This is a genomic window from Streptomyces sp. DF42, assembly GCF_058267695.1.
In genome coordinates, this window is sequence record NZ_CM177859.1 from 701,073 (window position 1) to 727,437 (window position 26,365).

General features: G+C 71.2%; 23 protein-coding genes and 1 pseudogene. 12 read left to right on the forward strand and 12 right to left on the reverse strand.

Translation table 11 applies throughout. The annotated features are described in order from the left end of the window. Nucleotides 1-3: 3 nt before the first annotated feature. The 3 genes from ACYUED_RS03400 to ACYUED_RS03410 all read right to left on the reverse strand — a co-directional run bounded on the left by ACYUED_RS03400 (nt 4) and on the right by ACYUED_RS03410 (nt 5,333). Complete coding sequence (locus ACYUED_RS03400; RefSeq protein ID WP_491290829.1) at nt 4-3,033, reverse strand: aminotransferase; 3,030 nt, start codon at nt 3,031-3,033, stop codon at nt 4-6. Beyond that, nucleotides 3,026-4,459: an amidase gene (locus tag ACYUED_RS03405; protein ID WP_491290830.1), complete on the reverse strand. Its 1,434-nt coding sequence runs from the start codon at nt 4,457-4,459 to the stop codon at nt 3,026-3,028. Before ACYUED_RS03405 ends, ACYUED_RS03400 begins: the two co-directional genes overlap by 8 nt. Before the next feature lie 61 nt (nt 4,460-4,520). Next, nucleotides 4,521-5,333: an SDR family NAD(P)-dependent oxidoreductase gene (locus ACYUED_RS03410; RefSeq protein WP_491290831.1), complete on the reverse strand. Its 813-nt coding sequence runs from the start codon at nt 5,331-5,333 to the stop codon at nt 4,521-4,523. Between the two features lie 310 nt (nt 5,334-5,643). Here ACYUED_RS03410 and ACYUED_RS03415 point away from each other — a divergent pair, with 310 nt between their 5' ends. The 7 genes from ACYUED_RS03415 (at nt 5,644) to ACYUED_RS03445 (ending at nt 14,122) form a co-directional block, all read left to right on the forward strand. Further along, the gene (locus ACYUED_RS03415; RefSeq protein WP_491290832.1) at nt 5,644-6,288 is read left to right on the forward strand and encodes a TetR/AcrR family transcriptional regulator; all 645 of its coding nucleotides are present in this window, start codon (nt 5,644-5,646) and stop codon (nt 6,286-6,288) included. A gap of 493 nt (nt 6,289-6,781) precedes the next feature. Then, the gene (locus ACYUED_RS03420; RefSeq protein ID WP_491290833.1) at nt 6,782-8,068 is read left to right on the forward strand and encodes an MFS transporter; all 1,287 of its coding nucleotides are present in this window, start codon (nt 6,782-6,784) and stop codon (nt 8,066-8,068) included. 33 nt (nt 8,069-8,101) lie between these two features. Then, nucleotides 8,102-8,458, forward strand: coding sequence for a VOC family protein (locus tag ACYUED_RS03425; protein WP_491290834.1), 357 nt, complete (start codon nt 8,102-8,104; stop codon nt 8,456-8,458). A gap of 62 nt (nt 8,459-8,520) precedes the next feature. Next, nucleotides 8,521-10,911, forward strand: a complete 2,391-nt coding sequence (locus ACYUED_RS03430; protein ID WP_491290835.1) for an ATP-binding cassette domain-containing protein — start codon at nt 8,521-8,523, stop codon at nt 10,909-10,911. Nucleotides 10,912-11,061: 150 nt separating this feature from the next. Further along, entirely contained in the window at nt 11,062-11,916 is an 855-nt protein-coding gene (locus tag ACYUED_RS03435; RefSeq protein WP_491290836.1) for an AraC family transcriptional regulator, read from the forward strand. Between the two features lie 71 nt (nt 11,917-11,987). Further along, the gene (locus tag ACYUED_RS03440; protein ID WP_491290837.1) at nt 11,988-12,464 is read left to right on the forward strand and encodes a VOC family protein; all 477 of its coding nucleotides are present in this window, start codon (nt 11,988-11,990) and stop codon (nt 12,462-12,464) included. 131 nt (nt 12,465-12,595) lie between these two features. Beyond that, on the forward strand, nt 12,596-14,122 hold the full coding sequence (locus ACYUED_RS03445) for a purple acid phosphatase family protein (RefSeq protein ID WP_491294827.1): 1,527 nt from the start codon (nt 12,596-12,598) through the stop codon (nt 14,120-14,122). Here ACYUED_RS03445 and ACYUED_RS03450 read toward each other — a convergent pair. The 6 genes from ACYUED_RS03450 to ACYUED_RS03475 all read right to left on the reverse strand — a co-directional run bounded on the left by ACYUED_RS03450 (nt 14,082) and on the right by ACYUED_RS03475 (nt 19,543). After that, nucleotides 14,082-14,714: a hypothetical protein gene (locus ACYUED_RS03450; RefSeq protein WP_491290838.1), complete on the reverse strand. Its 633-nt coding sequence runs from the start codon at nt 14,712-14,714 to the stop codon at nt 14,082-14,084. The genes ACYUED_RS03445 and ACYUED_RS03450 overlap by 41 nt on opposite strands. Before the next feature lie 5 nt (nt 14,715-14,719). Continuing rightward, nucleotides 14,720-15,586, reverse strand: coding sequence for a carbohydrate ABC transporter permease (locus ACYUED_RS03455; RefSeq protein WP_491290839.1), 867 nt, complete (start codon nt 15,584-15,586; stop codon nt 14,720-14,722). After that, nucleotides 15,583-16,527 (reverse strand): carbohydrate ABC transporter permease, encoded by a 945-nt coding sequence (locus ACYUED_RS03460; protein WP_491290840.1) that lies wholly within the window; start codon nt 16,525-16,527, stop codon nt 15,583-15,585. Before ACYUED_RS03460 ends, ACYUED_RS03455 begins: the two co-directional genes overlap by 4 nt. Continuing rightward, nucleotides 16,524-17,807 (reverse strand): ABC transporter substrate-binding protein, encoded by a 1,284-nt coding sequence (locus ACYUED_RS03465; RefSeq protein WP_491290841.1) that lies wholly within the window; start codon nt 17,805-17,807, stop codon nt 16,524-16,526. Before ACYUED_RS03465 ends, ACYUED_RS03460 begins: the two co-directional genes overlap by 4 nt. A gap of 78 nt (nt 17,808-17,885) precedes the next feature. Then, nucleotides 17,886-18,647: a cupin domain-containing protein gene (locus ACYUED_RS03470; protein WP_491290842.1), complete on the reverse strand. Its 762-nt coding sequence runs from the start codon at nt 18,645-18,647 to the stop codon at nt 17,886-17,888. Then, nucleotides 18,641-19,543 (reverse strand): DUF6807 domain-containing protein, encoded by a 903-nt coding sequence (locus ACYUED_RS03475; protein ID WP_491294829.1) that lies wholly within the window; start codon nt 19,541-19,543, stop codon nt 18,641-18,643. Before ACYUED_RS03475 ends, ACYUED_RS03470 begins: the two co-directional genes overlap by 7 nt. Nucleotides 19,544-19,901: 358 nt before the next feature. On the opposite strand from ACYUED_RS03475, the pseudogene ACYUED_RS03480 reads away from it, so the two are divergent. Next, a pseudogene (locus ACYUED_RS03480) lies at nt 19,902-20,216 on the forward strand (S1 family peptidase); the annotation flags it as partial. 135 nt (nt 20,217-20,351) lie between these two features. Here the strand turns inward: ACYUED_RS03480 and ACYUED_RS03485 are convergent. Beyond that, nucleotides 20,352-21,197 carry an SDR family oxidoreductase gene (locus ACYUED_RS03485; RefSeq protein ID WP_491290843.1) on the reverse strand — a complete coding sequence of 282 codons (846 nt, stop codon included), beginning with the start codon at nt 21,195-21,197 and terminating at the stop codon, nt 20,352-20,354. A gap of 147 nt (nt 21,198-21,344) precedes the next feature. Here ACYUED_RS03485 and ACYUED_RS03490 point away from each other — a divergent pair, with 147 nt between their 5' ends. Further along, on the forward strand, nt 21,345-21,734 hold the full coding sequence (locus tag ACYUED_RS03490; protein ID WP_491290844.1) for a winged helix-turn-helix transcriptional regulator: 390 nt from the start codon (nt 21,345-21,347) through the stop codon (nt 21,732-21,734). A 21-nt stretch (nt 21,735-21,755) separates the two neighbouring features. Here ACYUED_RS03490 and ACYUED_RS03495 read toward each other — a convergent pair whose 3' ends face one another. After that, entirely contained in the window at nt 21,756-22,187 is a 432-nt protein-coding gene (locus ACYUED_RS03495) for a helix-turn-helix domain-containing protein (protein ID WP_491290845.1), read from the reverse strand. Nucleotides 22,188-22,261: 74 nt separating this feature from the next. Between ACYUED_RS03495 and ACYUED_RS03500 the strand changes: the two genes are divergently transcribed. The 3 genes from ACYUED_RS03500 to ACYUED_RS03510 all read left to right on the forward strand — a co-directional run bounded on the left by ACYUED_RS03500 (nt 22,262) and on the right by ACYUED_RS03510 (nt 25,030). Beyond that, nucleotides 22,262-23,125: a class I SAM-dependent methyltransferase gene (locus ACYUED_RS03500; RefSeq protein ID WP_491290846.1), complete on the forward strand. Its 864-nt coding sequence runs from the start codon at nt 22,262-22,264 to the stop codon at nt 23,123-23,125. Nucleotides 23,126-23,237: 112 nt separating this feature from the next. Then, entirely contained in the window at nt 23,238-23,948 is a 711-nt protein-coding gene (locus tag ACYUED_RS03505; RefSeq protein ID WP_491290847.1) for a ThuA domain-containing protein, read from the forward strand. Then, nucleotides 23,918-25,030: a Gfo/Idh/MocA family protein gene (locus ACYUED_RS03510; RefSeq protein ID WP_491290848.1), complete on the forward strand. Its 1,113-nt coding sequence runs from the start codon at nt 23,918-23,920 to the stop codon at nt 25,028-25,030. The genes ACYUED_RS03505 and ACYUED_RS03510 overlap by 31 nt, the downstream gene beginning before the upstream one ends. A 75-nt stretch (nt 25,031-25,105) precedes the next feature. On the opposite strand, the gene ACYUED_RS03515 is transcribed toward ACYUED_RS03510, so the two are convergent. Then, entirely contained in the window at nt 25,106-26,341 is a 1,236-nt protein-coding gene (locus tag ACYUED_RS03515) for a PP2C family protein-serine/threonine phosphatase (protein WP_491290849.1), read from the reverse strand. Between the last annotated feature and the right edge of the window lie 24 nt (nt 26,342-26,365).

Consider the following 26,365-nt stretch of genomic DNA (forward strand, 5'->3'; position numbering starts at 1 on the left):
CTTTCACGGGCAACCTTGCATGGTCGTGGGATGCCGGTGAACCGATCGGGTCATGGCCATCCGGGACTGTGCCCGCTCCTCGAGCACTCGGGTGAACTGGGCGAGGAAGTAGTCGGCTGCCGCGTTGTCGAAGCAGAGGGGTGGCTTGATCTTCAGGACGTTGAGCTCGACTCCGGTGGGTTGGATGACGACACCGAGTTCGAACATGCGTTCACAGATCTGGGTCGCGGCGGCGGGTGCCGGCTCCTTGCCTGCGCCCGGTTCGACGATGTCGACACCGCGATAGAGGCCCTCCCCGTAGACGGCGCCGATCTCGGGGAAACGTGCGGCCAGGGCGCCCAGCTCTGCGCCGAGGTGCGTACCGACCGTGCGCGCGTTCTCCGGCAGGCGTTCGTCACGAAGGACGTCGAGGACCGCCGTACCGATCCGGCACGAGACCGGGCCGCCGCCGGTGGAGGAGAAGAACCCGGCCCGTCGGCCGAACTCCGCCGCGATCTCGGGCCGGCACGCCACGACACCGATGGGATGTCCGTTGCCGGTCGCCTTCGCCGCGACGACGATGTCGGGGGTCGCGCCCTGGCCTTCGAACGCCCAGAAGGCCGACCCGGTGCGCCCCATCCCGACCTGGATCTCGTCGGCGACGCACACCCCGCCCGCCTCGCGAACGGCGGCGTAGGCGCCGGCCAGGTATCCCGGCGGCGGAACGATTCCTCCCTGGCTGCCGAGCAGGGGCTCGGCCACGAACGCGGCCACGCCACCACCCGGGCCGGCTTCGGCGCAGGCTCGCCTCACGGACTCCACATACGGCTCCACCCGCGCACCGTGCCGTCCGCGGTACGGGTCGGGCGTCTCGGCGACGTGGACGTGTTCGTCGAGCTCCTCGCGCCAGCGCGGGCGGTCATGGGGAAGCGTGTCCAACGCGAACACGTCCGAGGTCCAGCCGTGGTAGGCGCCTTCGATGACGACCACTGAGCGACGCCCCGTGTACACCCGGGCCAGTTGGACGGCGAGATCGACGGCCTCGCTGCCCGAGTTCACGAGGAAGAAGGTGTGCAGTTCCTCGGGCAGGGTGTCGGCGAGCCGTTCCGCGTACTCACCCAAGGCGTCGTACAGGAAGCGGGAGTTGGTGTTCAGCAACGCCATCTGCCGAGCCGCCGCCGAGGTGAGCGCGGGGTGGGAGTGCCCGACGATCGCGACGTTGTTGATCAGGTCGAGGTACCGTCGGCCCGCGCTGTCGTAGAGCCAGTACCGCCAGCCCCGGACCATCTGCACGGGAGTCCCGTAGTACGTCGACTGGGCGCCGGCCACGTACTTCGCCCGGCGCTGATGCACGCGTTCGACCGCTTTTCCGCGCTCTGCCCTGGTGGGCGTCCCGACGAGCGGTGACGGGTCCGCACAGAGCGTCAGGAGGGCCGCACGGTCCCGGACCCTGCCGTAGCCCGGCAGGTCGGGTGAGAGCCCGAGCTGCACGTGGACGTGGGAAGGCAGTGGGCCGGCCGCCGGTGCGACCAGCGCGACCTCGGCACCACGGCGCACGGTGTGCCCGACGGGGAGGTGCGAGGCCACTCCGGCGATCCGGACGAAGAACGTCGTGGTGTCGACGCGGCTCCGCAACACGACGGCGTGACCATCTACCCGGACCACCGTGGCGTCGAGCGGGGCGTAGACCGCGGTGCTGGCTGGGACGAACAGGTCAGCACCCAGGTGCAGTGCGGCGGGCGCCCGGTCGCTGAGGTGGGGCTCACCGAGGCGGACCTCGTCGAAGCGCCCGACGGCCACCTCCGTGTCGGATCCGAGCTGGGGGAAGGCCGCGCCATCCATCCAGTCGCCCGCCGAGAACAGCTCGGACTCGACGCTCAGATCGACCGGCCGGAGCCGACCGAACTCCTGGTCGCTGAGGATCGGGCTCGGCGACTGCCGGGCGACGAGATCGGCCAGGTCGGTCTCCGGTGCGCCGAAACCGCAGGCCTGGCGCACCACCGCTGTCGCGAGCGCCGGGTCGGTCTCCACCACGGACCGCAACGCCCGCCAGTCCTCGGCGGCGACCTTGGCCGCCCCCTTGTCATCCGGATCCTCTTGCGACGCGACGGTCTGGAGCGCCGCGCAGAGCACGGCACGCGCGCGGACCAGCGTCCAGACCGCGTCCGCCTCGGCCTCGGCCAACGACAGCCGATCGAGGTATCCGGCGAGGACCGGCAGCGCCGCTCCCAGTGGATCCTCGGGGGCACGTGCGATGGCGGCCAGCATCGGCGTCGCGACCTCGCAGGCCCGCCACGTCCACACCAGGTCCCCGAAGTCGATGATCCCGGTCGGGACGAACCCGCCGTCGGCATCGAAGTCACCGACCACGTTGTACTCGTGGATGTCGGTGTGCACGGCCTGTTCCGGCAGTCGCCCGGCGGCCCCGCCGCCGACGAGCTCGTCCATCGGAGCGAGTGTCCGCTCGATGAGCGCGTTCTCCGCGTCCGTGAAGTGATCGGTGAGCCCGGACACGGTCCGGACCGCGTGGCGTGGATCCCACGAAGAGCGGCGGTGCAGCCCGGGGTGGTCGAACCCGGCGAGTGCGGTGACCGATCTCGCGGCCAGTCGGCCGAGGCCGCGCAGCGCCGTCGGCGAGAGGTGCGCGACGGAGCCCAGCGGTGCACCCGGAACCCAGTTCAAGAGCCGCACGCGGAGCCCCGTGCGGTCGACCAGGTCGTGGTCCCGCAGCGTCGGGATGGCTTCCGGCGCCACGAGGCCCGGATCCCGGGACCGGAAGTGACGGACCGCCAGGTGTTCGGCGTGGACTGCCTCCGCACCGCCCTCGGCCAGAGACGCCTTCAGGACGTATCGGCGCCCGTCCCTGTCGTCCTCGACCAGCATGACCTGGTCCTCGGTGCTCCCCAGGTCGGTGAGCCGACCGGTGATTCCCCATTCCTCGTGCAGGAGCCGGGTCGCGTCCTGCTTCGACAGCGCCGGGCCGGTGCGAGGTGCGGCGCAGGCGGTGTCGTCGACCGCGGCTTCGTCGGTGGATGACCGTTGCGTCTCAGCCATGGTGCGCCGGCTTCGGCCGCCAGTCCGGGTCGCTCCAGAGGCCGAGACGTGCTTCGGCGGCCGCCCCGAGGCGGAACGCGGTCAGATCGTCGAACGGCCGGGCAACGATCTGCACGCCGGTCGGCACCCCGTTGCCCGCGCGACCTGAGGGCACGTTGAGGACCGGATGCCGGCTCGCGATGTTGAAGAGCTGGGTCAGACAGTGGCTCACGAGGTTGGCGAACCGCACACCCTCGGCGAGCTCGACGGACTCCGCGGACGTGGCGTCCGCCGGGTAGCCGGTGGTGGCCATGGTCGGGCAGATGATGGCGTCGTGGTCGCGGTGGATCTCGGCGAGCACGGCGTGCATGCGGCCTTCCTCTTCCACGACCCGCAGGGCGCCGACGTTCTCCAGGGCCGCCTCACACGCCTCGACGACATCGAGGACGTTCCGGGACCAGCGCGGGTCGTCGGCCGGCGCGCACTCCCGTACGGACGGCCCGAGGAGGAGGCCGTAGTGGGCGAATGCGGTGGCCATGATCGACTGACGGGTGATCGGGATCTCGACCGGCGTCACCTCGGCTCCGGCGTCCCGCAGGGCGCTCGCGAACCGCTCGATGTTGGCCGCCGCCTCGGGGACGACGGGGAAGTCACCGATGGTGACCGCGAGCGCGACCTTCAGTCCCGCACACGATCCGAAGGCCGTCGGGAGCGGTGGAGCAGCAGGTACCGAGGCTTGGTCGACGGGGTCCGGTCCGGCGATGACGTTCTGGAAGAGAGCACAGTCGGTGACCGTGCGGGCCATCGGCCCGTCCTGACAGTAGGTGTCGAGACTGAGCGGCGGCAACGACGGCACCCGTCCGTAGGGGGGCCGGAACCCGACGACGCCGCACAGAGCCGACGGAACCCGGATGGAGCCCGCGATGTCGGAGCCGGTGGCCAGTGGGGCGAGTCCGGCAGCCAGGGCCGCACCCGAGCCGCCCGAGGAACCGCCGGGGCTGTAGTCGAGGTTCCATGGATTGCGTGTGACGCCCCACAGCGCGGAGTGGGTGGTCACGGCGATCGAGAACTCCGGCGTCGTGGTCCGCAGGTGCAGGACCGCACCGGCGTCGATCAGGCGCTGGACCATCGGCTGCGTCTGCGTCGCGACGTTGCCTTCGGTCAGCAGGGAGCCGAAGCGGTGAGACCTGCCGGCGATGGGCATCTCCTCCTTCACCGCGACCGGGACGCCTTCGAGCGCCCGGGGCGCCGGTCCCTTCCCCGCATACCTGGACTCGGCGGCCCGCGCGACATCGTGGGCCTCGTCGAACATCTCCTCGGCGACCGCGTTGACCTCGCTGGTCTTGGCGACCCGTTCGATCAGGGAGTCCAGGACTTCCACCGGGGACAGCTCGCGCCGCCGAAACGCCCCCAGCATCTCGTCGGCCGACAGATAGTTCAGGTCCATCCTTCGCTCCTCTTGGCGATGGGCAGCACGGGCAAAACAGAAAGAATGGGCGAATGGCGGGCTACTGTGCGAACAGCGCCAAGGGACCGCCTGCCGGGCTCAGCCCGCGCTCCTCCTGGATGGAGTTGCCGCCGTCCACCACGAACAGTTGCCCCGTGACGTAGGACGACTCCGGCGAGGCCAGGAACGCCACCAGTGCGGCGACCTCCTCGGGGCGCCCGGCACGACCGACGGGCGTTGCCGCCCCGAGGGCGTCGACGTGCTCGTCGAGCCCCCCGGTCGCGATCCAGCCAGGCGCGACGGCGTTGACCGTGATGCCCCGCGAAGCCGTGTCCATGGCTGTCGAGCGGGTGAGGCCGATCAGGCCGGCCTTGGCCGTGTGATAGGCGACGTCGCCCTTGTAGGCCATCACCGGGCCCGAGAGCGACGACATGTTCACCACCCGGCCGTACCCGCGGTCGAGCATCGACCGGAGCGCGGCGCGGGTCATATGGAAGGTGGTGTCGAGGTTTCGCGAGAGGGCCGAACGCCACTGCTCGTCGGAGGCCGTCGCGAGGCTGGACGGATCTTCGGGCTCGGCCACCGAGACCATGCCGGCGTTGTTGACGAGAACGTCGATCCGGCCGAAGGCGTCCAGCGCCTCGGCCACCACCGACTCGGCGAACCGGGGATCGGTGAGATCGCCCGAGACCCCACGGACGGGGCAGCTCCCCGCCAGCTCGGCCACCCGCTCGTGAATCCGCCCGGTGGTCGAGGTGATCAGCAGCGAGTGGTCGTCGGCCAACCGCTTGGCGCAGGCGAAACCGATGCCGGATGCACTGCCGACCCCGGTGATGATCGCGACGGGCCGGCCGTCGGCGTTGGTCGGGTTCATGTGGTACTCACCCTCGAATCCCTGGACGCGCGATGGTGTGACTGAGTTGAACGTTCGTCACAGTAAGGGAATTAGGACTGGGCGGCAATGGCCAGTTCACTGGCCTTTCAAGGGTAATTAACTGTCGCTGCCCCAGGCAGGACGGCCGACTTTTCTTGGTATGAGTGGTACGTTCGTTCCAGTCTCAAAGGTGAAGGGACAGGATGCCACGGCGTACCGCACAGGCAGGTCGCCCCGATTGCTACCGTGCGGCCATTGCCGGCGGGCGACGCCCGGCGGTCACCCACAGGTGAGAAGGACGACGACAGACATGAGCCGGCCCGGCGAGTCCGCCCAGCAACGAGACACCCCCGTCCTGACCGAGCGCGGCGGGGTCCGCAAGGCGGCCATCCTCGAAGCAGCCCTGAGGGTCATCGGGGACAAGGGACTCGCCGGTCTCTCCATGCGTGCCATCGCGGCGGAAGCGGGGCTGCCGCTCGGAGCCCTCGGCTACTACTTCAAGACCAAGGACGATCTGATCCTTGAGGCGTTCGAGTTGCACACGCGCCGGGAGGCGGACCGGGTCCTCGCCGCCTTTGCGGGTGTCGAGAGCGGCAGCCATGCCGACGACGTCGCCGAGCACCTCGCGGCGTTCATCCACCACGGGCTGACCGAGGCACGAACGAGCCTGGTCGCAGAGTACGAGTTCCTGATCGAGTCAACCCGCAGGCCGGATCTCGCACGCGTCTCGCGGGCGTGGCGCCAGGCGCTGCAGATCCAGGTCAGCCACGTCGCGAGCCGGCTCGGCTCGGACGATCCCGAGACGGACTCGGAGATCATTCTCTCGGTCATCGCGGGGCTGGAGATCGACCACCTCTCCACACCGCTCGACCCGTCGACGACGCAGGCGATCCGCACCGCACTCCGCCGCACGATCACAAGGCTCGGGCTCCGCGGCACCGCCGCGCGGCAGTAGGTCCCATCAGGGCGGTCCGAACGCACGACACCTCTCCGTGCGGCTCGGCGGCATCACTGATCCTGGCTGCCGCTCACCGCCGACGAACGCTGACAGAGGCGGAACCGGAAAACAAAACTTTCGCCGGTGCCACAACTCCCGCCTCCGGAGCGGCCGTTACCGACGTCCCCGCCGTTCTGGCCGGCTTGGAACGTGCGGCGTCGTCGTCCTCTGCTGCGGTGCAGGCGGCGGCCAGGGGAAGAAGGGCCAGGCTGCCGGCCACGGTCGCGCCGCGCACCAGCCGGGTCGTGGGCGTGATGCGTACCGTGCGTCCTCGTGATGGCTGGCGCGGTGACACGTGCGTCTCCCTGTCGGCGCAGTTCCGCCCGCCCCGGACGGACAGGCGTATCACAGGGGTACGAGCGAACACCGACGGCTGTTCACCGGCACCCGGAGGCAGGACGATCAGGAAAGGAGAAGCGCCGGCCCCCCGGCCGGGCCTAGCGTGACCTCGGTGATCCGACGTCTCGTTCCCTCCGCCTACCGGCCGGTCCTCGCCGACCGGGTGTTCCGGCGGCTGATCCTCGGCTTCGGCGTCTCCGGCCTCGGGGACGGCATGAGCTTCGTCGCGGTGGCGTGGCTCGCCATCGAGCTCGCCCCGCAGGCGAGCGCGGGGCTGTGGGTAGGTGGTGCGGTCGCCGCGTACACCCTGCCGGGTGTGGTCGGCGCGCTGGTGCTGGGCCGCCGGCTGCGCCGGGTGCCGGCCAGGCGGCTGCTGATCGCCGACAGCGTGGTGCGCGGTGTGTTCCTCGGCGCCGTGCCGCTCGCCCGGTTCACCGGACTGCTGTCGCCGCCGCTGTACCTCGTACTGCTCGCGGTCTCGTCGCTGCTGCACGCGTGGGGCAGCGCGGGCAAGTACACGCTGCTCGCCGAGTTGCTGCCGGAGGACCGGCGGCTCGCCGGGAACACCCTCGTCAGCTCGCTCACCTTCGCTGCCACGATCGCCGGGCCCGCCGTCGCCGGTGTGCTGGTGACGTACGCGAGCTCCGCGCTCGTGCTCGGCCTGGACGCCCTCACCTACGTGTTCCTCGTCGTGCTCGTCGTGCGCACCCGGCTGCCGGAGTCGGGGCACGTGTCCCCCGTCGACCAGGCGGCCGCGCGCGGCGGACTCGCCCTGCTGCGGTCCCGTCCCGAGCTGCTCGGTCTGCTGACGCTCACGTGGTTCTTCAACCTGCTGTACGGCCCGGTCGAGGTGGCCCTGCCGCTGCATGTGACCGACGACCTGCACGCCCCCGGCACACTCCTTGGCCTGTACTGGATGCTGTTCGGCTTCGGCGCCGTGCTCGGCTCGCTGGCGGTCGGCGCGCTGCGGCGGCTGCCCCTGTGGCCCGTGACGGTCGGCATCGTGATCGCCTGGGGGTTCTCGCTGCTGCCGTTCGGGCTGGACGTGCCGACGGCCGTCACCGTCGCGTGCTTCACCTTCGGCGGTGTGGTCTACGGACCGTTCGTGGCGCTCTCCGTGACGCTCATGCAGACGAAGTCGCCACCGCAGCACCTGGCCGCGATGCTCGCGGCCAACAACGCCGTGCTGCTCACCGCCTCACCGCTCGGCACGGCGCTCGGCGGACCGCTCATCGCGGCGCTGGGCCCGCGGGCGACACTCGGCGGGTCGGGGCTCGCCACGGTGGCGCTCGGCGCCACTGCGTGCCTTTTGCTGACGGCCCGGCGCCGGAAGCACGGTCCGAACGGGTTCCGGAACCGATCAGGAATCGAGAAGCGCCGGTCCGTGGGCCGCGGATAACGTGACCGCAGAACCACGACCTCAGGAGTGACCATGGCCGGCTCACCCACCCAGGGGATCAAGACCGGGCTGCACCCCGTGACCGACATCGCGGCCGCCAGGGAGGTGTACGCCGCCCTGCTGGGCGTGCCCCCGGTGGCCGACGAGTCCTACTACGTCGCCTTCGAGGCCGGGGGCCGGCACACCGGGCTGGTGCCGGGCGGCGGGACGCAGGGCATGACCTCGCCGGTGACCTGCTGGCACGTGCCGGACGCCGAGGCGAAACCCGCCGAGGTGACCGCCGCGGGTGCCACCGTGAAGGAGCCCGCGCACGACGTCGGCGGCGGCCGTCCGGTGGCCACCTTCACCGACCCCGACGGCGACGTCCGCGGACTGCTGCAGGACCACTGAGCCCCGATCGCCCGCCGGCCACCGACGCCCGTGCCCGCCCCGGCCCGACAGATGGAGAGACGATGACCACGGCCAAGAGGACGGACTCGCAGTCGCCCGCGCTGCATGCCGCCGACAGCCACGACCTGATCCGTGTGCACGGCGCGCGCGAGAACAACCTCAAGGATGTCAGCATCGAGATCCCGAAGCGCCGGCTGACGGTGTTCACCGGCGTCTCCGGTTCGGGCAAGAGCTCCCTGGTGTTCGACACCATCGCCGCGGAGTCGCAGCGGCTGATCAACGAGACCTACAGCGCCTTCGTGCAGGGCTTCATGCCGAGCCTGACGCGGCCCGAGGTCGACGTCCTGGACGGTCTGACCACCGTGATCAGCGTCGACCAGCAGCGGATGGGCTCCGACCCGCGCTCCACGGTCGGCACCGCCACCGACGCCAACGCGATGCTGCGGATCATGTTCAGCCGGCTCGGCAAGCCCTACGTCGGCCCGCCCGGAGCGTTCGCCTTCAACGTGCCCTCGGTCTCGGCCGCCGGTGCGATCTCCGTGGGCGGCGGTGCCAAGCAGAAGGTCACCTTCAACAAGGTGGGCGGCATGTGCCCGCGCTGCGAGGGCCGCGGTGCGGTCTCCGACCTCGACCTGACCCAGCTCTACGACGACACCAAGTCGATCAACGACGGCGCCTTCACCATCCCCGGATACACCGGCGGCGGCTGGAACTCCCGGCTCTACGCGGAGTCCGGCTTCTTCGACCCGGACAAACAGATCCGCAGGTTCACCAAGAAGGAACTGCACGACCTCCTGCACCGCGAGCCGACGCGGATGAAGATCGCGGGCATCAACATGACCTACGAGGGTCTGATCCCGCGCATCCAGAAGTCGATGCTGTCCAAGGACAAGGAGGCGATGCAGCCGCACATCCGGGCCTTCGTGGAGCGGGCGGTCACCTTCACCACCTGCCCCGACTGCGAGGGCACCCGGCTCGCCGAGCACGCCCGTGTCTCGAAGATCAAGCAGATCTCGATCGCGGACGCCTGCCGGATGGAGATCCGGGATCTCGCCCACTGGGTGCGCGGGCTCGCGGAGCCTTCGGTGGCGCCGCTGCTCACGGCGCTGCAGCAGACCCTCGACTCGTTCGTCGAGATCGGCCTCGGCTATCTCTCCCTCGACCGGCCCGCGGGCACCCTGTCGGGCGGCGAGGCACAGCGCGTCAAGATGATCCGCCACCTCGGCTCCTCGCTCACCGACGTCACGTACGTCTTCGACGAGCCGACCGCGGGCCTGCACCCGCACGACATCCAGCGGATGAACGAGCTGCTGCTCAGGCTGCGGGACAAGGGCAACACGGTCCTGGTCGTGGAGCACAAGCCGGAGGTCATCGAGATCGCCGACCACGTCGTCGACCTCGGCCCCGGCGCCGGTACGGCGGGCGGCACCGTCTGCTTCGAGGGCACCCTCGACGGGCTGCGCGGCAGCGACACCGTCACCGGCCGCCACCTCGGCGACCGGGCCTCGCTCAAGGACGCGGTGCGCAAGTCCACCGGCGCCCTGGAGATCCGCGGCGCGAAGGCGAACAACCTGCGTGACGTCGACGTGGACGTCCCGCTGGGCGTGCTCGCGGTGATCACCGGTGTCGCGGGTTCCGGGAAAAGTTCGCTCGTGCACGGATCGGTGCCCGAGGAGCTCGGGGTGATCTCGGTCGACCAGAGCCCGATCCGGGGTTCGCGGCGCAGCAACCCGGCGACGTACACCGGTCTTCTGGAGCCGATCCGCAAGGCGTTCGCCAAGGCCAACGGCGTCAAGCCCGCGCTGTTCAGCGCCAATTCCGAGGGCGCCTGCCCCACCTGCAACGGCGCCGGGGTCATCTACACCGACCTGGCGATGATGGCCGGGGTCGCCAGCACCTGCGAGGACTGCGAGGGCAAGCGGTTCGACGCGTCGGTGCTCGAGTACCGCCTCGGCGGCCGGGACATCTCCGAGGTGCTCGCGATGCCGGTGTCGGAAGCGCTGGAGTTCTTCGCCGAGGGCGAGGCGCGCACCCCGGCCGCGCACAAGGTGCTCGAACGCCTCGCGGACGTCGGGCTCGGCTATCTCACCCTCGGCCAGCCGCTCACCACGCTGTCCGGCGGTGAGCGGCAGCGTCTGAAGCTGGCCACCCACATGGCGGACAAGGGCGGCAGCCGATCCGTCCTCGTACTCGACGAGCCGACCACCGGCCTTCACCTCGCCGACGTCGAGCAACTCCTCGGCCTGCTCGACCGGTTGGTCGACTCCGGCAAGTCCGTGATCGTCATCGAGCACCACCAGGCGGTCATGGCCCACGCCGACTGGATCATCGACCTCGGCCCCGGCGCGGGCCACGACGGCGGCCGCGTCGTCTTCGAGGGCACCCCGGCCGACCTCGTCGCCGCCCGCTCCACCCTCACCGGCGAGCACCTCGCGGGGTACGTGGGCGCCTGACGTGGGGCGACCCACGTCCCGGTCGGCCTCGACCCCGCCCAAGGGTGAGGCCGGCCCTGGCCGCATGCATGTGGACAACGACGCTCTCCTCGCCGAGGCCCTGGCCTCCTGGAGGGAGCAGCCAGGTCCCCGGCGCGCGAGAATGGCTCCATGGGCGGCGAGATCGTGGACGAGTCGGTGCGAGGGGTCCCCGCGCCGCCTCTGCGGGGGCTGGTCGGGTGGTACTCCGGCTACCGCCAGCGCGGCATCCCGCACGGTCGGCACCGAGGGCTGCCGTCACCGTGGCTGACACTGATCATCACCCTCGACGAGCCGTTGACGATCGCCGCCCATCCCGATCCGGGCGCCGCCGGCGGTGACTATCCGACCCTGCTGGGCGGCCTGCACCTCACGCCCGCGCTCATCGAGATCCCCGGGCGGCAGTCCGGCATCCAGGCCGCGCTCAGCCCGCTCGGCGCGCGCGTCCTGCTGGGGCTGCCCGCGGGAGAGCTGGCCGGGACCGATCTGCACGCCGACGACGTGCTCGGCGCCTGTGTGCGCGAGGTCCACGACAGGGTGCGCGAGGCAGCCGGCTGGGCGGCCCGGTTCGCGGTCGTCGACGACTGGCTGATGCGGCGCATGTCCCTGCACGACGGCCCGGGGCCGGCCTTGGCCGGCCCGGTGGCCGGTGCCTGGCAGCGGTTGCTGACCGCCGGCGGTCGGCTGCGTGTCGACAAGCTCGCCGCCGACACCGGCGTCGGCGAGCGGCACCTGCGTAACCGCTTCCGCGCCGAGATCGGTCTCACCCCCAAGGCGGCCGCTCGCGTCATCCGCTTCGACCTGGCACGACGCCGTCTGGCGAGCCGCCCGGGCCGGCCCGACCTCGCGGGACTCGCCGCCGACTGCGGCTACGCGGACCAGTCGCACCTCGACCGCGAGTTCGCAGCGCTGGCGTCCTGCACGCCGAGCGACTGGCTGGCGCAGGAGTTCCGAAACATCCAATCCGGGCACTGCCCGCCCGCGTGACGCTGGTGATGTCGGCCGGTCACGTCAGGCGGCCGGTCCAGGCAGACACCCGCGAGACGGAGGCACACACCATGCCCAGCACATCCGACACGACCAGCACGTCCGACGCCACCGGCTCCGATACCGCCAACACGTCCGGCACCGCCGGGCGGCCCCCCGCCCCGCAGGTCTGGCCCACGCTGCGGGCCCACGACGCCCGGGCCCTGATCCGCTTCCTCGTCGAGGCCTTCGGCTTCGAGGAGACCGTGGTGTACGGCGAGGGCGACCTGGTCCAGCACGCCCAGCTCAGCTGGCCCGAGGGCGGCGGAGTCATGCTGGGATCCGTGCGCGAGGAGCAGGAGCCCGGTACCGGCCCGACACCGCCCGGTGCCTTCAGCGCCTACGTCGTCACCGCCGACCCGGACGCCGTCCACGCCCGCGCCAAGGCCGTCGGCGCCGAGATCACCGCAGACCTGCACGTCACCGACTACGGCTCCCGCGACTTCGCCGCACGCGACCCGGAAGGCAACAGGTGGAACTTCGGCACCTATCGTGGCGAACCACGCTGAACCGCACGGCGTGAGTTTGCCCACGCCACCCCGGTGTGGCATGGGCGCCGACCAGGGAGTTGTCGTACGCCGTACCCTGCCCCGCCGCGGACGTCACAGCCGTCGTTCACCGCGTGCGGGCACACTTGGGCATGCGCTGCTGCCTGTCCGCTCCCCTCGCCGCCCTGCAGACCCTGCCGGATCCCTGTCAGGTCCTGCGGTCCGGCGCCCTCCTCACGCCCGCCCTGCTGCGGGCTGCCGCCGATGCGCTGCGCGGCCCGGCGGGCCGCGGCAGGCACCGTCACCGCGACGGCCTGGCCGCGATCCATCTGGAGCTCGTCACCCTGGCCGAGGACCGCGCCGTCATCACCTGGTACACGGGAGTGCCCGGCAGCGACGACGGCCTGGGTCACATGCTGCCCGCGGTCACGGAGGGCGAGGTCGTCTACGGCACCCACCCCGGCCGCCTCAACCGCGTCGCGGCGGAGGACGGACCGGTGGCGCACCACTACGTGGAGCTCACGGACCTGGAGCCGGGGCAGACGTACTACTACCAGGCCCGCTCGCGGGGTGTGGCCGCGACGCCCACCCCGCTGCATCTGGTCCGCGGCAACGCCGTCGGCACCAACCTGCACGGCCTCGGCTCGGGCGGCGGCCCGTACTCGTTCACCACACCGCAGCCGCCGCCGGGGCGGCATCTGCTGTCGATCGCGCTCTGCAACGACCTGCACCTGGGTGAGACCACCGCCGGTCTGGTGACCGGTGTTCCCCTGCTGCGCGGGGTGCGGCAGGAGCAGGGACTGGCGCCGTATCCCGAGATCATGAGCAGGGCAGTCGTCGAGGAGGCCCGGCTGCGGGGAGCGGACGTGCTGCTGGCCGCAGGGGACATCTCGGCCGGCGGCGGAGCACAGGACCTCGCCGAGGCCAAGCGGATCCTGGACGGTTTCGGCATCCACGGCCGGGACTACTTCGTCGTCCGCGGAAACCACGACCGGCCCGGACACGGCAACTGCCGTTCCTGCACCGGCGGTTGCGGCGACTCCTTCCGCGACGGGTTTCTCGACGGCGACGGGCCGTCGTACTTCACGCGCGACCTCGGCGGCCTGCGGATCGTCGGGCTCGACACCTACGAGAAGGACGGGAACGGCGCCGACTCGGGCGGCCTCGGCGGTGAGCAACTGTCGTGGTTCCGGGCCCGGTTGAGGGAGGCCAAGGACCAGCCCACCGTGGTGTTCGGGCATCATCCGCTGGCCGTGCGGGACTCCGTCTTCCCGGTGACGGGCGGGCAGCGCCTCGGCCGTCGTCAGGCCCGTTCCATCCTCGACGCCTATGCCGGCGCACCCGGCGTCTTCCTCCATCACGCGGGCCACACCCACCGCAACAAGCGCACGGTGCTGCCGCAGGCCCCGCACGTCACGATGCAGGAGGTCAGCGCGGTCAAGGAGTACCCGGGCGGCTTCTGCCTGGTGCGGATCCATGCGGGCGGGTTCGCCGTCAACCACTACAAGGCGCGCGGTGCCGCGGCCCGCGAATGGGGCGAGCGCAGCCGCCGCGTGGCCGCGGGGCTGTGGCCGCACCACGCGCTCGGCCGCTCGGTCGCGGACCGCAACAGCATGACGGTCCGCGACCTGTCCGGCATCACCCGCCCGGCGAACCGGCTTTCCCTGCAGGCTCTTTGAGCCTCGAAGCAGCACACCGTACGTCGACTGCCGTGAGCGCCAACGCCAGCGGCCCGGGCACCAGGAACGCCAGCGGAACCAGCATCCACGCACACAGGGCAGCCGTCGCCAGCGCGAGAAGCACCAGGCCGCTGCCGCCCACGTCCCGTGCCGCGTCCCGCGCGGCCGCGCGCAGGGCGGCCGGCCAGTCGTCGAGGGACTCGGGACGTGCGCAGGCCCTGAGGGCGACCAGCGCGGCGCACCCGCCGATCGCGGCGGCCGCCACCGCGAAGAGGGGCGCCCCGGGCAGCCCCACCCCAGCCAGCGCCAGGTCCGCGGCGAACAGCAGCGCACCCGCCAGGGCGACGGCCCCCGCCACCAGGTCGCCCGCGCGCAGGCGCCGCCGCAACAGGGCGAGGTAGCGGCCCGCGGTGACGGGCTGGTCCTCCTGTGCGCCCCGCAGCACCGCGCACGCCGTCGACAGCGCGGCCGGGGCGGTCAGCAGTGGCAGACAGGCCGCCGCCGTGGCGAGGCCGACGCTCAGCATGTCGGCGAACAGGGTCATGCGCGGCCCGAAGACCTCACCCGGTTCACGCGTCCGTGTGTCGCTCATGCCGCTCACCCCTTCAGTCCGGAGCTGGCCATGCCCTCCACCAGGAACCGCTGGAAGGCGAGGAAGAACAGCACGATCGGCAGCAGCGCGATCACGGACATGGCGAACATCGGGCCGAACGCCGACTGGCTGGAGGCGTCCACGAACGACCGCAGCGCGAGCGTGAGGGTGAACTTGTCCGGGTCGAAGAGGTAGATCAGCTGGGTGAAGAAGTCGTTCCAGGTCCAGATGAACGTGAAGATCGCCGTGGTGATCAGGGCGGGGCGGGTCAGCGGCAGGATGACTTGGAAGAAGCTGCGGAAGGGGCCGCAGCCGTCGATGCGCGCCGCCTCCTCCAGTTCCCTCGGCAGCCCGCGCATGAACTGCACGATCAGGAAGACGAAGAAGGCCTCCGTGGCGAGGAACTTCGGCAGGATCAGCGGCCAGTAGGTGTTCACCAGGCCGAGCTTGTTGAAGAGGATGTACTGCGGGATCAGCACCGCGTGGTGCGGCAGCATGATCGTCGCGATCATGAAGGCGAACATCGGCCCGCGGAAGCGGAATCGCAGCCGGGCGAAGGCGTAGGCGGCGAGCGAGCAGCTGACGACGTTGCCGACGACCGCGCCGCCCGCGATCAGCAGCGAGTTGCCGAGCAGCCGCCAGATGGACACGTCGTTCACGCCGTCCAGGGCGGTTTTGTAGTTCGACCACTCCAGGTGGCTGGGCAGCAGGTCGAGGCTGGCGATGACCTCGTCGGCGGGTTTGAGCGAGGTGGCGAGCAGCCAGGCCAGCGGGTAGAGCATGACCAGCAGGGCGGCCAGGCAGCCGAGGTGCACGGCGATCCGGCCCCAGCGAACGGGCTTGCGGGACACGGCAGTTGAGGCTGTGGTCATCGGTCCCCCTCGGAGGCGTAGAAGACCCAGGAGCGCGAGCTGCGGAACAGCACCGCGGTGACGGCGCCGATGACGAGCAGCAGCACCCAGGCCATGGCGGAGGCGTAGCCCATGTGGGAGGCGACGAAGCCCCGGTCGTACAGGTAGAGGGTGTAGACGAGGGTCGAGTCGGCGGGGCCACCTTTGCCGCCGCTGACCGCGAAGGCGGGCGTGAACACCTGGAACGCCTGGATGGTCTGCAGGACCAGGTTGAAGAACAACACGGGGGACAGCATCGGCACCGTGACGGACAGGAACTGCCGCCAGGTGCCGGCCCCGTCCATGGCTGCCGCCTCGTACAGTTCGGCGGGTATCTGCTGCAGGCCGGCCAGGAAGATGACCATCGTCGCACCGAACTGCCAGACCGTCAGCAGTGCCACGGCCACCAGCGACCAGCCGGGCTTGTTGACCCACCCGCCGGTGCCGAGCAGGTTGTCCACGGTGCCGCCGTCGTTGAACACGGCCCGCCAGACGAGGGCGACGGACATGGACGCGCCGAGCAGCGAGGGCGCGTAGAAGGCGGAGCGGTAGAAGCCCTTGCCGCGCTTCAGGGTCCTGAGGGCGAGCGCGACGACGAGCGCGAGCGCGAGTTGCAGGGGCACGGCGATCACGACGTACGTCAGGGTCGTGGCGACCGACCGCCAGTACCGCGGGTCCTCGGTGAACATCTGCGTGTAGTTGCGCAGGCCCACCCAGTGCGGCGCGTTGAACAGGTCGTAGTCGGTGAAGGAGAGATAGAGGGAGACAGCCATCGGCAGCAGCGTCAGGACGGTTGCGCCGAGTACCCACGGGGACAGGAACACCCAGGCGGCGCCCTCGCGTTCGCGCCCCGGGCGGCGCGTGGGGGCGGATGCGGGGCGGGGCGGTCGTGCGGTGGGTGCGGGGATGTCGGTGGTGGTCATGACCTCAGCTCCGCCTTCGCCTCGGTGACGTAGTTCTGGGCCGCCTCGCGCGGCGACATGCGCGCGTACGACACCTGGTCGTAGTCGCGCTGGAAGGTGGTCTGCAGGGCGTTGTCGCCGGAGGGCGGTGCCTGCGGCGGATTTTTCAGGGTTCCTTCCAGGGACGTCTGGAAGTCGGCGACCGTCTTGTCGAAGTCCTTCAGCTGCGAGGCGGTCCGGTTGCGGACGGTCTCGTTGACGGGGATACCGCGGGTCGCACCGAGGATCTTCGCCGCCTGTCCGTCGTTGAGGAGGAAGTCGACGAGTTCGGCGGCCTCCGTGCGGTGGCCGGTGTGGGCCCCGATGCCGAGGAACATGGAAGGCTTGAAGTACTGGCCGGGCGTGCCGTCCTCGCCCGACGGCATCGGTGCCAGCGCGACGCCGCCCTTGACGAGCGCGAGGTAACCGCTGGACGGGGCGTCCCAGTTGAAGTCGGCGGTGGCCTTGCCGCGGCCGAGCGGCGTGTTCTCCACGGAGCCGTCGAGCTGGGTGGTCTGTCCGGCCGGGGAGACGGCACCCTCCCGGCGGAGCCGGTCGGTGAAGGTCCACCACCGGGTCAGATCGCCCGCGGTGAAGCCGAGTCCGCCGTCCTTGGTGTAGAGGCTCTTGGCCCCGCCGCGCAGCCACACCTCGAAGGCGTCCTCGCTCTGGCCGGGGTCGGTGGCACCGGGTCTGCCGGTCTTCCTCGCCAACGCCCGTATGTCGTCGGCCCATTGGCTCCAGGTCCAGCCCCGTTTCGGCAGCGGCACCCCGGAGGCCTTCCAGGCCGCCACGTCGTAGACCACGGTCTCGGTGCCGCGGCCCTGCGGGACGGCGTACTGGGTGCCGTCCACCCGGCCGGTGGCCAGCAGACCCGCGTCGATCTCGCTAGTGCGCAGATCATCCTTGACCTTCCCGAGGTCGAGCAGGACGTGTCCGGAGGCGTACTGGTCGATCTGGCGGTAGTCGAGCTGCATCACGTCGGGTGCGTCGCCGCCGGTGGCCTGGATGGCGAGCTTCTGCTTGTAGGCGTCGTATCCCGAGAACGACGTCTGTACCTGCACATCGGGGTGCTGTTTCTCGAACAGGGCGACGGCCTGCTCGGTGCGTGCCGCGCGGTCGGGGTTGCCCCACCACGTGTAGCGCAGCACCACCTTGCCGCCGCCCGCCGATTCCCCGGGTCCCCCGCAGCCGGCCAGTACCGCGCAGAGCGCGAGTGCGGCGGCCGATGCGCAGAACCCCTTTGTCCCGTGTCCGGGCATGCCGAGGTCACCTCTTCCTCTCCTCGGGCTTTCGGTCGGAACCCCCCTGGCGTTCCCTCACCCACCCTGCTGACGCGGCTACTTGACCTCGTGCGGCAGCGTCGTCCCCGGGAGCGCGTACTCGTCGCGGAGGCCGCACATGCCGAAGCCTCCGTGCCGGGTGGGCGCGGCCTCGTACGCGGTCGCGTCGGCGAGATGCACGGGCTCACCCGCCGCGAGGGCGTCGAGTTGGGCCCCGGTGCGCTCGGCGGCGGCCAGCGCACCGGCCCGCCACAACTCGCGCCAGCGCGGCACCTTGTCGCGCACCAGCCGGGCGGCGGCCCGCTGGAACTCCAGATACGGTCCGTCGTCCCCGGCGACGAGCGCCTCGCGCAGGGCGAGGTAGCCCTCGACGGCGAGGTCTCTGCGGCGGCGCGCGGCCACCTCCGTCTCAACTCCCCTACCGGGCGGCAGCTTTGCCGCGGCCGCGTACCTCCCGGGGTCGGCGAGCACCTCGGACGGGAAGGTGAAGACGGCGTCGCCGGCCTCGGGCAGGCCGCTGTTCTGCATCAGCACGGTGATGCGCAGACCGCCGCCCTGCACCATGCGATGGACGGTGCCCGGAGTGAACCAGGCGACCGAGCCCGGCTCCAGCGGGATGTCCCGGTAACCGTCCGGGCTCAGTGTCTGCACCGCCCCGCGGCCGCCCGTGACGACGTACGCCTCGGTGCACACCAGGTGCAGATGCGGACTGCCGCCGCACACCCCGTCGGCGGCCTCCCAGTCGTAGGCGCTCAGATGGGAGAGGCCGACCGCGCCGGGCAGCGGGTGGGGAAGGGCGGGCCCGGGGTCGTTCACCACGGCAGGCCCTCCAGGTGGGTGCCGACGCGGTCGCGGTCCCAGGCGCCGTCGGCGACGACCACCCGGTAGCGGTAGCCGAAGGTCGCGCCGGGCGGCAGCTCGAACTCCTCGAAGAACGCCCAGGAGAACGCGACCGTGGGGATCGGTTCGGAGCGCACGAACCAGTGCGACTCGTGGACGGCGGACTGCTCGTCGAGGTTCTCGGGGGCGTGCGCGAAGACGAGCGTGGAGTGCGCGTCCACGTCGTCGTGCTCGGTGGTGAAGGCCAGCCAGGGACCCTGCGTGCCCATCAGCTTGCCCGCGTCCACGCCCGCTCCCCCGTCGGTGTCAGGGCCGAAGGCGGTGCCGCCGGTGAAGTCGCGGGGACCGCGCCACTGCAGCCCGGTGTAGCCGGCCAGCTCCCGGCCGGCCGTGGTGGGCGAGCCGAACACGAGTGGCGTGTCACGGGTGTTGGTGAGACGGATCGACCAGTCCAGAGCCCAGGCGCCGGCCTCCTCGTCGACCGAGTGCACGGCCAGCCCGCGCTCCTCGCGCGCCCATGCGCAGCCGCCGTTCTCCACCCAGGTGAGGGCCTCGGTGAAGGCCAGCCGGTCGTCCTCGACCGTGAACTCGGGGAAGCCGTCGTGCCGCATCGAACCGACGCGGTCGGGCAGCGGCAGGTAACCCTCGCCGTGGACATAGCAGTTGCCGCCCCAGAAGTTCTGCCCGGACAGATGACTCGCCGTCATCTGCAGGCCCTTGTGCCAGCGGTGGTCGCTGGGGCGGTAGCCGGTCACGGTGCGGCCCGCGAGGGTGCGCACCGGGTGGGCGTAGGGCTTGCGCGCCTCGAAGGCATCGGGGTCGGGACGGTAGACGTAGCGGAGGATCTCGGTGCCGTCCGGCGCAGCGACCGCGATGTGGTCGCCGTACGCGTGACTGACGGATACTCATGCGCGCTCCTTCGGGGCCCAGTGGGGGTGGTCTCCGTGCATGGCCGGATGGAACGGGTCGCCCGGTGTGCGGCGGGCGGGGTGTGGGGGCATACGGCGCTCCTTGAGCGGGCGACGAACAGCACATGCAGAAAGCGCTTGCACTCGAAGGTGACCCTAGGTGCGGGTGCATGTCAGGACAACCCCCATGCACCGAAGTCCAGCAGATCAGGAAGAAGATCGCGGAGAGGGCCGCGGGGAAGATCGCCGAGCACAACGCGGAGAAGATCGGCGACGCGCCGACGCTTGATCCGCCGCTCCTCCGGGCGCGAGCAGAGACCCTCGGGAGCTCGTCCGTGGCTCCGCCGAGACTCCCGTCGGCGCGTCCATCTGACGCTCCGGTTCCACCTCCCAGTGGCACTGCGGCACGGTCCTGGCCAAGAACGAGACGGTCAACTACAGCCAGGGCGCCGTCCACCGGATGACGAAGACGAGCGTCTGCGCCGAGCCCGGTGATTCCGGTGGCTCCTTCATCAGCGGCGACCGGGCCCAGGGCGTCACCTCCGGCGGCTGGGGCAACCGCGGTTCCGGCGGCGAGACCTGGTACCAGCCCGTCAACGAGATCCTCAACCGGTACGGGCTGACACTGCACACCGCCTGACCCTCCACCGTCGTGCCAGAGCGGGCTCCGTCGGGCGGATCGCCGACGGAGCCCGTCCTGACGGAGCTTGTCCGGGCCGTACGGCCGGCCAACGAGGAAGGCGCCGCGGAGCCATGCGCAGCCGAGGGCGAGGTCTCAGCGGAAAGCAGTGATGTTCCGGTGCGCCCAGTCGGCGAACGTCCGGGGCGCGCGGTGCAGGACCTGCTCGACGTCCGGGCTGATGCGCTGCTCGGCCCGCGTGGGCTCGCCGAGGATGTCGAGCGTGGTCTCGACCACGGGCTCGGGCATGAACCGCAGCATCTGGGCGCGGGCCTCCTCCCGGGTCTGCTCGTGGAAGCGGACCGGTTCGCCGAGCGCGCCGGCGATCGCCTCGGCCCGCTGCCGGGGTGTGCCGAGGGCGGGCCCGGTCAGCTCGTGGACCTGTCCGGTGTGGCCGTCCTCGCGCAGGGCCGCGGCGGCGACCTCCGCGATGTCGTCCGGGTCGACGGTGGGCAGGCCGACGTCGGCGAAGGGCGCGGCGATCACCCTCCGGGTGCGGACCGACTCGGCCCAGGCGTACGTGTTGGAGTGGAAGCCGCCGGGCCGCAGGATCGTCCAGTCCAGACCCGACTGCCGTACGGCGTCCTCGATGAGGCGCGCCGTGGCCCCGTGCGAGGCCGACTCCGGCCGCGTCGCGACTCCTTGGGAGGAGAGCAGCACGACCCTGCGGATGCCGCCGGCCTTGGCGACATCGAGGATGCCCTGGGGGCTGAGCAGATGCGCGCTCGGGCCGCCGTTCTGCAGGAACAGCGCCTCGGCACCGTCGAACACCGGCCGAAGGCTCTCCGGTCGGATCAGGTCGGCCTGCCGGTGCCGGACACCGTGCGGCGCGTCCGCGGCCGACACGGACCGGGAGGTCCCGGTCACCCGCTCACCGGCTGCGGCGAGGGTCCGCACGAGCGACCGGCCGACGTTACCTGTCGCCCCCGTTACGACGATCATGAGCAACTCCCTTGTGATGCAGCGTGGTTGTCGATGCCCGAGCGGGCCGGAACGCCGCGGGATGCTGCTTCCCGGGCGCCGATCGGACGCTAACACCGCCGGTATAGTAGGTACCTATAGGAAAGTGGCTTTCCCGGAGGGATGCGTATGGCGCTCAAGGGCACAGGACCGGCATCCGTCGGGACCGATCCGGAACTCGCCTGTCCGATCGGCCCGGTCGTGGACATCGTGTTCAGCCGGTGGACCACACCGATCCTGTGGAGCCTCCACGCACACGGTCGGCAACGCTTCGTCGAGTTGGAACGCCGCATCGCGAGGATCACTCCGAAGGTGCTGACCCAGCGGCTGAGGCAGCTGGAACGCGACGGTCTCGTCATACGCACCTACCACCCGGAGGTTCCCCCTCGGGTCGAGTACGAGATCAGCGAACTCGGTCGCAGCCTCGCCCCGCTCTTCGCCCAGCTCGCCGAATGGACCGCCGGCAACCTCGACAAGGTCGAGCGAGCCCGGCATGACTACGACGCCGGCTCGGCCTGACGGCGCGCTGACGAACCGGCGTCACGGTCGCCGCGGAACCCGCTTCGCCGGTGGGGCGAGGACGCCGGACGCGGCGGCCTCCAGGAGGCGGCGGAAGGTGGGGCATTCCGCGTGGCTCGGTGCGGGGCAGGCGGCGGCGTGGCGCAGGGAGTCGCGCAGCACGCCGAGTTCGCGGATCGTCCTGTCCAGCTCCGCGGCCTTGGACGCGAGCATCTCCCGGTCGATGCGGGGCCGTCCGTCCGGCGCGAACATGCGCGCGATCTCGTCGAGCGAGAAACCGGCGGTGCGGCCGAGTGCGATCAGCGCGAGGCGCTCCAGTACGCCTGGGTCGTACTGACGGCGCAGACCCCGCCTGCCGCTCGACGCGATCAGCCCTCTCTCCTCGTAGAACCGCAGTGTCGAGGCGGGAACCCCGGCGCGCAGTGCCACCTCGGCTATGTCGAGGTCTGTCATCCTCTTCACCTCAAGTCGACTTGAAGTGGCACGGTGTCATCCCGGCTCGATGACGGCAAGCAGAGGAGGCGCTCATGGACGGCACCCGCAGGACCGCTGACGATCAGGCGGCGCGTTGGAACGGGCCCGGCGGCAATGCCTGGGTCGAGATGCAGGGCGTGCTGGACGAGATGTTCAGGCCCTTCGAGGACCTGCTCGTCGATGCCGTGTCCACCGGGCACGGCAGTCGTGTGCTCGATGTCGGCTGCGGCACCGGCGGCATCACGCTGGCCGTCGCGCGGCGGCTCGCACCGGCGGGGCGCTGTCTGGGCGTCGACATCTCCGAACCCGTGATCGCCGCCGCCCGGGCGCGCGCCGAGCGGGAGGGTACTCCGGCGTCCTTCGTCCGCGCCGACGCTCAGGATCACACGTTCGAGCCTGCGTCCTTCGACTTCGTCATCTCGCGCTTCGGTGTCATGTTCTTCAACGACTCCGTGCGGGCGTTCGAGAATCTCCGCCGTGCCTCGACGGACGACGGCCGGCTCCGGTTCATCGCCTGGCGCGGCCCTGCGGAGAATCCGTTCATGACGACGGCCGAACGCGCCGCGGCCCCGCTGCTGCCCGGCCTCCCCGCGCGCCGCCCCGACGGGCCCGGGCAGTTCGGCTTCGCGGATCCGGAGAAGATCCGCCGCATCCTGGCGGACAGCGGCTGGGCCGAGACCGACATCCAGCCGATCGACGTGGCCTGTGCCCTGCCCGAGGAGGAACTGACCCACTACCTCACCCGGCTCGGTCCGGTCGGTCTGGCCCTGCGCGAGGTGGACGAGCGGACCCGCGAGCAGGTCCTCGAAACAGTTCGGGCCGCGTTCGACACCTTTGTGCAGGGCCCGGAGGTCCGCTTCACCGCGGCCTGCTGGCTGGTCGGCGCCCGGGCGTCGTCCGTGACGTCCACCTCCTGACCGTCCGGGCGCGGCGTCGTGGGCCGCGAAACTTTCGTCGATCCGGCCGCCCTTTCCCGATCGCGCGCGACGGGCGCATAGTGATGGCTCCGTCCTACGGGTGAGGATCAAGATGACACGGAAGAAGGCCCTGATCGTTCGAGGCGGATGGGAGGGACACCGGCCGGTCGAGGCAACGGAGTTGTTCCTCCCCTTCCTCGAAGGCAACGGTTACACCGTCCGGATCGAGGAGTCGACGGACGTCTACGCCGACGCCGCCGAACTGGGCGCCACCGACCTCGTGGTGCAGTGCATCTCGATGTCGCAGATCACCGCCGAGCAGTTGTCGGGGCTGAGCGCGGCGGTCGAGGCCGGTACCGGCTTCACCGGCTGGCACGGTGGCATCGTCGACTCGTTCCGTGCCTCCTCCGACTATCTCCACCTGGTGGGAGGCCAGTTCGCCGTCCACCCGGGCAAGGAGCCGTGCGAGCGCCGGGGAGAGGCCGAGGACAACTTCCTTCCGCACGTCGTCACCATCACCGAGCTGGGCCGCGAGCATCCCGTCACCGCCGGCGTCGAGGACTTCGAGCTGTGCACGGAGCAGTACTGGGTGCTCCACGACGACCTGATCGACGTCCTGGCCACGACCACCCATCCGGTCCGTGCCTGGCAGCCCTGGGACCGGCCCGTCACCTCTCCGGCGATCTGGACTCGGCGGTGGGGCGCCGGGCGGATCGTGGTGACCACTCCGGGGCACAGCCTCGACGTGGTGGAGAACCCGAACGTCCGCACCGTCATCGAGAGGGGCATGCTGTGGGCGACCCGCACCGTGTCGGCATCGTAGGTCTCGGCGTCATCTCCCGCGCGTACCTGGACACGCTGGCCGGCCATCCCGCCGTACGCGTCACCGCGGTGGCCGATCTCGACGCCTCGCGGTCGGCCGGGGTCGCCGCCGAACTGCCCGGCGTCCAGGCGCTGTCCGTCGAGGAGCTGCTGAGCAGCCCGGACGTGGACACGGTGCTGAACCTCACCGTCCCGGCGGCCCATGCCGAGATCGCCCTCGGCGCCGTCGCCCGGGGCAAGAACGTCTACGGGGAGAAGCCACTGGCCGCCACCCTCGTCGACGCCCACGCCGTCATGGAGGCCGCCACGAAGGCGGGAGTCGGGGTGGGCTGCGCGCCGGACACCGTCCTGGGCACCGGAATCCAGACGGCGCGGGCGGCGGTCGAGGCGGGCACGATCGGACGCCCCCAGTTCGCCTCGGCCGTCATGATCACCCCGGGACACGAACGCTGGCATCCCCACCCCGACTTCTACTACACCGCCGGCGGCGGCCCGCTCCTCGACATGGGGCCGTACTACCTGGCGTCCCTGGTCCATCTGCTGGGTCCGGTGCGTGCCGTGACCGGGGCCTCCAGCAGGCTGCGCACCGAGCGGGTCGTCGGCTCCGGCCCGCGCGCGGGCGAGCGGATACCGGTCGAGGTGGACAGTCATGTCTCCGGTGTGCTGGAGCACGTGGGCGGGACCCTGACGACGATCACCACGAGCTTCGACGGCGTGGCAACCACGGCCGCGCCGATCGAGATCCACGGCGAGACGGGGACGCTCTCGGTGCCGGATCCGAACGGTTTCGACGGCGAGGTGCGGCTCTTCGGACTCGGCGACACGCAGTGGCGCACGCTCCCGCCGTCCGCGGGTTACGTCGCGGGCGCACGCGGCGTCGGTCTGCTCGACTTCATCGCAGCCGACGGGCAGCGGCCGCCTCGCGCGAGCGGTGAGCTCGCCCTGCACGTGCTGGAGACGATGACCGCGCTCCTTTCCTCGTCGGCCGAGGGGCGACGGATCGAGCTGACGACGTCGACGCCGCCGCCCGCCGCGGTTGCGCTCACGGCCGCGGAGGAGTGGGCCGGGTCCGCGTCACGGTGACCCCGGCCGGGCGGCCGACCACCGGACGTTCGTCACTCGCTGTCGACCCACGGCCGACTCACTGTCATCTCGCTGTCAACTCGCTGTTCCCTCAAGGGGCTTGCAGACCGGAGCGCAGGACGTCGTCCGCACTACGGCTGTGCCGCCTCGTGTACCGACTTCGGGCATCCGCTCGGACGGGACCGGCTTGCGGATCAGGAGCAGTGCGGCGTCGTCGTGCAACCGGCCACCCACGTGTGCGAGGAGTTCGTCGTGGAGCGCGCCGAGGGTGCGCGCCGGATCGTCGGACACGTGGCGTGCCAGCCCTTCGTCGAGCGGATAGAACGCGCGGCCGTGGTCACGGGCCTCGGTGACCCCGTCGGTGTAGAGCAGCAGCTGGTCCCCGTCGGCGAAGGGCAGAACCTGGAGGCCGGGCGTGTGAGGCGCGAGGGCGCGCAGTCCGAGGGGCGGGGCGGGCTGCGTGGGCTCCACCGCCGCGACACTCCCGGACGCACGCACCAGCAGCGGCGGCGCGTGTCCGCAGTTCACCACCTCCAGCTGTCCCGGCCTCGGATATCCGGCGACCACGGCGGTGACGAAGTCGTCGCCGCCGAGATTGCGTGCGAGGCTCCGCTCGATCCTGTCGACGACGGCGAGAAGATCGGGCTCGTCGTAGGCCGCCTCGCGGAAGACTCCGAGCACCAGCGCGGCGGTGCCCACGGCGGGCAGCCCCTTGCCGCGCACATCGCCGACGATCAGCCGCACCCCGTACGGCGTGGGGATCAGCGCGTAGAGATCCCCGCCGATACGGGCCTCGGCGGCCGCGGCGCTGTAGCGGACGGCGACCTGGAAGGGGCCGACGGTCGCCGGGACGGGCTTGAGCAGCACGTGCTGGGCGGTCTCCGCGACCGAGCGGACGGCGGCGAGCACGCGTTCGCGGCGGCCGCGCAGTGCGCTGGTCAGGGCACTCGCGAGGGTGACGGCCGCCAGGGCGGACAGAACGGCCGCCAGTTCCCGGTCCGGAACACCGTCCCGGCCGCCGAGCGTCGCGCCCAGCACCGCGGCGAGGACGCCCACGCACAGGACACCGCGCGGTCCGTTGGTGGTGGCGGCCAGGGCGGGCCCGGCGGCGAGCATCGGCAGCCAGATCATCCCCGCTCCGCCCGCGAGGTCGGTGAGCACGATCACCGAGACGATCAGTACGGGCAGGACGGGCGCGCCGGCGGCCAGCTGTGCGACGGCACGCCTGGCCGAGGCCGCGGGACCGGCCACTCGGTTCCTGAACGGCCGTGTCGGCCGACGGCCGCCGCCATGGTCTCGGGCCTGACTCATGTGTCTTCCGCAGTCCTCTTCTGT